The following is a 5,832-nucleotide window of genomic DNA, read 5'->3' on the forward strand; positions in this document are numbered from 1 at the left end:
GCTGCGCTCACGAGCGTTTCCCTTTCCAGATGTACGTCCCAGACGATGGCGAGCGTCCAAGTGTCGCCGAGAGTGGTCCTTTGAGGCCTTATTGAACGCCTCGGAGAAGTGACTGAGATGGGTGAATCCGCACTCGATTGGGGCCCGGGTAGCGGTTATCCCATACGACTTCTCTATACCATTCTCGCGCTCACACCACTGAGCCCCGCGTGCGCCGGTGTGCGAGCACGGGAACCCGTCCAGTGGGTATGGTCGGGGGCCGTTACCGAGACCACCGCCGTCGTCAAAGCCAAGGTCGATCCAGCTGCCGGTGAGCCGCGCCTTCGCCTCGACGAAAGGGAGATCCCGGCGAGTACCATCAGCGCGAACGGAGTGGCGACCTTCAACGTCCACGGGTTATCGCCCAAAACCAAATTCGACTATAGCTTACGGGTTGGCGGATCGACGTTTCTGAGCGGTCGGTTCCGCACCTTCTCCGAGGGGCCGATGTCGTTCTTGTTCGTGCTCGGTTCGTGTGCCCGAACGGGCTCGAACCACGCCATCTTCGAGGCGATGGAGTCTCTCGCCCCATTGTTTATGCTTCACATGGGGGACTTTCACTACGAGAACATCCGAGAAAATGATCCCGCCCGGTACCGTGCCGCTTTCGAAAAGGTGCTCGCTTCGGATCGTCAATCTTCCCTCTATCGCTCCACCCCCATCGCTTACGTATGGGACGATCACGACTACGGGCCGAACGACTCGGATCGTACGCATCCCGGGAGGCCCGCCGCGCTCGCGACGTACGACGAGTACGTGCCCCACTACCCACTCGAGCGCGACGACGAGCTGCCCCGTGATTTGCACCAGGCATTTACCGTGGGACGCATTCGATTCCTCATGACCGACGTCCGCTCGAATCGCGTACCGGACGGCGACCCCGACGGTCCCGACAAAACCATGCTCGGCGCGGCGCAACGCGAGTGGCTCCTCAGTGAGATCGAAAGCGCCAGAGACCGCTACGCGCTCGTCGCGTGGGTCAATGTCGTTCCGTGGATTGCGGAGCCTGGGAGCGGCCACGGATGGGGACGTTACGATTGGGAGCGGCGATACATCGCCAACCGAATTCGTGATGCGGGAATGGCGAATCGCATGATCATGCTGAGCGGCGACGGCCACATGGTCGCCATCGACGACGGCACGAACTCGAACTTCGCGACCGATGCCCCGCCGGGCGAGCGCGCGTTCCCCGTCTTCCACGCGGCACCCCTCGACCGTTATGCCCGGCACAAAGGTGGTCCGTACAGCCACGGCAGGGCGGGCCGCAGAATCGCCTTCGGCCTCGTTCCCATCCAGCAGTTTGGCCATGTCCAGGTCGAGGACGATGGCGAGGTGCTCGAGGTGACGTTCACCGGCCGAAACGAACGTGGCGCGATTCTAAAGGGCATGCGGCTTCAGATTCGCTGCGTCGATAGCGGTTGTCAGCCATCGGATTGACCGGACCGCTGGTCGCTGACTCGGTGCGAAGGTGCTCGGGAAGACGATTTCCGAAGCATGAACAGCTAGTCATGCTCCTCGGGCTCGCCGCGAAAGGAACCTGCCGGTCGTGACAATACCGCGGCGAACGAGCGCTACTCGACTCGGTCGTAAACGGTTCGAAACATCACCGGTGTCTCCGAGGCTTTGTGCTCGAGCTGAAAGACTACGGCGAGCTGCTTACCTCCATCGAGAAGGGAGTAGATTTCGCGAATCAGTCCACCCGCTTCGCCTTTCTGGACGACGCTTATGCTGTCACCGTTCCAGCTCGCGGTTGCTTCCAGGAGAACTCCCTCCTGGAGCTCTCGCGAGTGCGGCTCACCATCCAGGTAGAAGAGGCCGAAGTAGTCGTCGTTTCCCACCCACACTTTCAGCTCGCCGTTTCCATGCTCGACCTGGACCCGATCCAGAACCTCGGCGAAATCGAGAAGCATTCTCCGAAGTGTCACCCGATCCACGTCTCGGAGGAGCCCCGTACGGCTATAAACGTCGAACTGGCGGCCCCCCGCGCCCGAGGACTGCCCACTTCCGAGCGCTCGCTCGATTTTCTGGAATGGGTCCTGGCTGAGCTTCGGATTCCTCTCCCAGGTCCCGGTAAAGTCTGCCTGCTGCACTGTTGTCAGTAGCAGAATGAAAACAAGCTCTAACACCATGCGCCCATTTTCCCCAAACGAACGTTCCCGTCAAGTGCGGTCGATTCTCCTGGAAAGGTCGGACAAGAGCATCGAATCGCTGCGGCGCTCATTCCCCCGCTCGCGATCATTCGTAGCGCAGAGCCCGGATGGGGTCGATACGGCTCGCACCGAGCGCGGGCACCGCGGAGGCGACGAAGGCAACGACCAGAAGAACGACCGGAACGAAGAGGAACGTGAGGGGATCCCGGGCGCTCACACCGAACAGCGAGCTCGAGAGTAGCTGGCTAGCTCCGGCGGCCCCCGCGACCCCGATCAAAGCACCAAGAGTCGACCAGCCCATTCCCTGGCGGACGACGAGGCGAAACACGTTGCCACGATCCGCTCCGACCGACATGCGGAGCCCAATTTCCCGCGTCCTCCTCGCGACCGAATAAGCGATAACCCCGTAGAGTCCCACGGCGGCGAGCACGAGCGCGAGCGCGGCGAACAGCCCGAGCAGGATCATCGTGAAGCGCCGAGGAGCGACCGAGTCCGAGATCGCCGCTTCCATCGTCTCAACGTCGTAGACGGGAAGGGTTGGATCCATCCGAGAGAGCCCCCGCTTCACGGTCTCGACGAGAGTCAACGGATCCGTATCCGTCCGGAGCGCGATCTGTACGTCCCACATCCCGCTTCCCGTCTGGCCAAGAGGGATGTAGGTCTGCATTCGAACCTCCTCTCCGAGGCCGAACTGCTTGACGTCCCCCACCACGCCGACGATCTCTCGCCAGGGGTTGAAGGGACCCGTACTCTCGGGCCAGCCCTGCTTCAGGCGCTTTCCGATCGGGTCTTGCCCGGGCCAGAGTCGGCTCGCCAGTGTCTCGTTGATCACGATCACTTCGGGCGAATCGGCGGCGTCCGTGGCCTCGAACAGCCTTCCGCGAACCAAGGGAATCTCGAATGTCTCGAAGTAGCCGGAAGCGACGGGGGTAAACAAGGAGCTCGGGAGCTCGCTCCTCTCCGGAGTCGGGCGATCGTCCACGACGAAGATCGAGCTCCAGCTCGAGCCCATCATGGGGAGGACGAGACCGACTGTGGCCGAACGAACACCGGGAAGGCTTCGCAGCTCCTCGTCCATCTGGCGAAGGAAGGAGATGCGTGTTTCACCGTCGTAGCGCGAGTAGGGAACGCCGACGTTCATCGTCAGCAGGTGATCCGGGCGGAAGCCGGGGTCGACTCGAGTGAGCTCATAGACGCTGCGGATGAGGAGAGAGGCCCCGATGAGGAGCATCGTGGCGAGGGCGACTTCCGCGACCAGGAGTCCTCGACCCGCGGCCCCGCCGCCGGTGTCCCGGCTTCCTTCCTTGAGGGGATCACTGGGTCTCGCTCGTGACGAAAACCAGGCGGGGAACGAGCCGAAGAGAAGACCCGTGAGAACGGAGAGGCCGAGGGCATAGGCGAGCACCTGAGAGTCGAGAGCGATCCGATCGATCCGGGGAAGGTCCGCCGGAAGAAGCCCTTTGATGAGGTGGAGCCCCCCGAAGGCGAGGCACCCTCCGAAGGCGCCACCCGCGACGGCGAGCAGGAGTCCATCGACCAATCCCTGACGGACGAGCCGGACGCGGCTTGCACCGAGAGCCGCCTGGATCGCGGTCACCCGCTTGCGGCTGACCGCTCGCGCAAGAAGCAAGTTGGCCACGTTGGCACAGGCGATGAGGAGCACGAGGCTCACCGCGCCGAGGAGAGTCCAGAGCGTCGTCCGGTAGTCTTCCACCCGGTGGTCGGAGAGCCGCTTCATCGTGATGCCGACCCCGGAATTGGTGTTCGGGTACTCCTCCTCGAGCTGCCGGGCGATGGTCTCCATTTCCGAGCGGGCTTCCTCGAAAGAGACGCCCTGGCGAGTCCGCGCGAGAACGTAGATCCCCTGGTGATTGCCGCGGTCTTGCGCGCTCTCGTTCACCGCCGCCCAGGGCTCGAGAGTGGTGAACGCCCGCTCGCGGGAAGAAACCTCGAAGTCCTCGGGCAGAACACCGATAATCGTGTAAGAAGCTTCATCGAGTTGGACGACCCGACCCACCACCCGAGGATCCTCCCCGAATCGGTCTCGCCAGAGCTCGTGATTGAGGACCAGGACCGCGGGAGCACCGGGCTCGTCCTCGGACTCGTCGAAGAGTCTCCCGAGAGCAGGCGTCACTCCGAGAATGTCGAAGTAGCCATGCGAGATCCGCGTGACCGAGAGGCGGAGGGGCTCGTCCAACCCGACCAGGTTGAAGCGCGTGTCCCGGAATCCGACCATCGATTCGAAGGAGCGGTTCAAACGCTGCCAATCCTTGAAGTTCGGGTAGGCGACGCTCATGGCGTCCCAGGAACGGCTCTTCTCGGTCAGGACCATGACGTCTTCCGGCTCCTCTACGGGGTAGGGAACCCGGTCGAGGAGAACGGTGTCGACGACGCTGAATATCGCCGTATTCGCCCCGATTCCCAGTCCGAGGGTCACGACCGCGACCGCGGTGAACAATGGCTGCTTGCCCATGGCACGGACCGTTTGACGGGCCTCGTAAAGCAGAGACGTCATCGATGCACCTCGTTTCTGCCATTGAGACGCGCGAGGACGGGAGAAGGTTGCTCGTCTGTTCTATGGCCTCGCCATCGACTGAGCTCGGGCTTCGTCGAGTGCCACCGGTGCGAACCGTACGCGGTCACCGGGAACGAGCTGGGCGAGCTGGGCAATATCGGCGCTGGTCACCGTGGCGATCTTCGGATAGCCTCCGGTCGTGGCGCGATCGGCCATCATGACGATGGGAAGTCCATTCGGAGGTACCTGGATGGCCCCCAGGACCATTCCGTCGGAAACGATCTCCTTCGGTCCCGCGTGACGGAGCATCGGTCCCTCGAGCCGGTAGCCCATCCGATCCGAGGCCGCACCGACCGTGTAGGTCGCACCCGCCAGGGTCTCGATCGCCTCATCGGTAAAGTGATCCTGCTGCGGCCCGAGGATCACTCGGAGCAGCGCTTCGAAGGGTGCGGGGGGTGCCGCGAGCCTCGAGCCCGGGGCGACGCGCCTACCGATAGGCCCGGCGCCGAGGCGATCCCCGGCCCGAAGTGGCCGCCCTTCGTAGCCCCCGAAACCGCCGGTGAGGTACGTCGACCGCGACCCGAGCACCACGGGCACATCGATGCCTCCGGCGAACGCGATATACGTGCGGGCCCCGGTTCGGCGACCCTCGAAGCGGAGGGTATTCCCCGGCCGGACTAGGAACGAGCTCCACGGAGGCACCCGCCAAGAGCCGAGATCAGAGCGCTCGACAACGGCTGCGAGGTCGGCGCCCGCGATGGCGACGACGGCGGTCTCCTCGAAGCGCAGGCGAGGGCCGTCGACGGTGCATTCGAGCGCCGCCGCGCCCGGGTCGTTCCCCACCAGTTGGTTGGCCGCACGCAGAGCGGTCGCATCCATGGCTCCGGCAACCGGAACCCCGTAGCGTTGGTAGCCGAATCGACCCAGATCTTGAATCGTCGTCAGAAGGCCCCCGTCCTCTACCACGGCAGAGACACGTGACGACGCAGCGGCTCGGGCTCGATTGGGTTCCGCTCCGACGAGCTCGGGCAACGCATCCACGGGCACGAATCGAACCCGGTCGCCGGATACGAAGAAGCTCGGCGGATCGGTGTTCAAATCGAAGAGCGTTCGGTGCTCGGCACGACC

Annotated in this window: 4 protein-coding genes; 1 reads left to right on the forward strand and 3 read right to left on the reverse strand. The window is 63.7% G+C overall.

The annotated features are described in order from the left end of the window. The first annotated feature begins 117 nt into the window (after window positions 1-117). A complete protein-coding gene (locus VEK15_31475; GenBank protein ID HXV65258.1) occupies window positions 118-1,476 on the forward strand; it encodes an alkaline phosphatase D family protein in 1,359 nt (452 codons plus the stop codon). A 134-nt stretch (window positions 1,477-1,610) separates the two neighbouring features. Here VEK15_31475 and VEK15_31480 read toward each other — a convergent pair whose 3' ends face one another. From VEK15_31480 to VEK15_31490, 3 genes are all read right to left on the reverse strand, one after another. Further along, the gene (locus tag VEK15_31480) at window positions 1,611-2,168 is read right to left on the reverse strand and encodes a hypothetical protein (protein HXV65259.1); all 558 of its coding nucleotides are present in this window, start codon (window positions 2,166-2,168) and stop codon (window positions 1,611-1,613) included. A gap of 106 nt (window positions 2,169-2,274) precedes the next feature. Further along, window positions 2,275-4,704, reverse strand: coding sequence for an ABC transporter permease (locus tag VEK15_31485; protein ID HXV65260.1), 2,430 nt, complete (start codon window positions 4,702-4,704; stop codon window positions 2,275-2,277). A 60-nt stretch (window positions 4,705-4,764) separates the two neighbouring features. Continuing rightward, a partial coding sequence (locus VEK15_31490; protein ID HXV65261.1) for a biotin-dependent carboxyltransferase family protein occupies window positions 4,765-5,832 on the reverse strand: 1,068 nt, incomplete at its 5' end.

Source organism: Vicinamibacteria bacterium (assembly GCA_035620555.1).
GTDB lineage: Bacteria > Acidobacteriota > Vicinamibacteria > Marinacidobacterales > SMYC01 > DASPGQ01.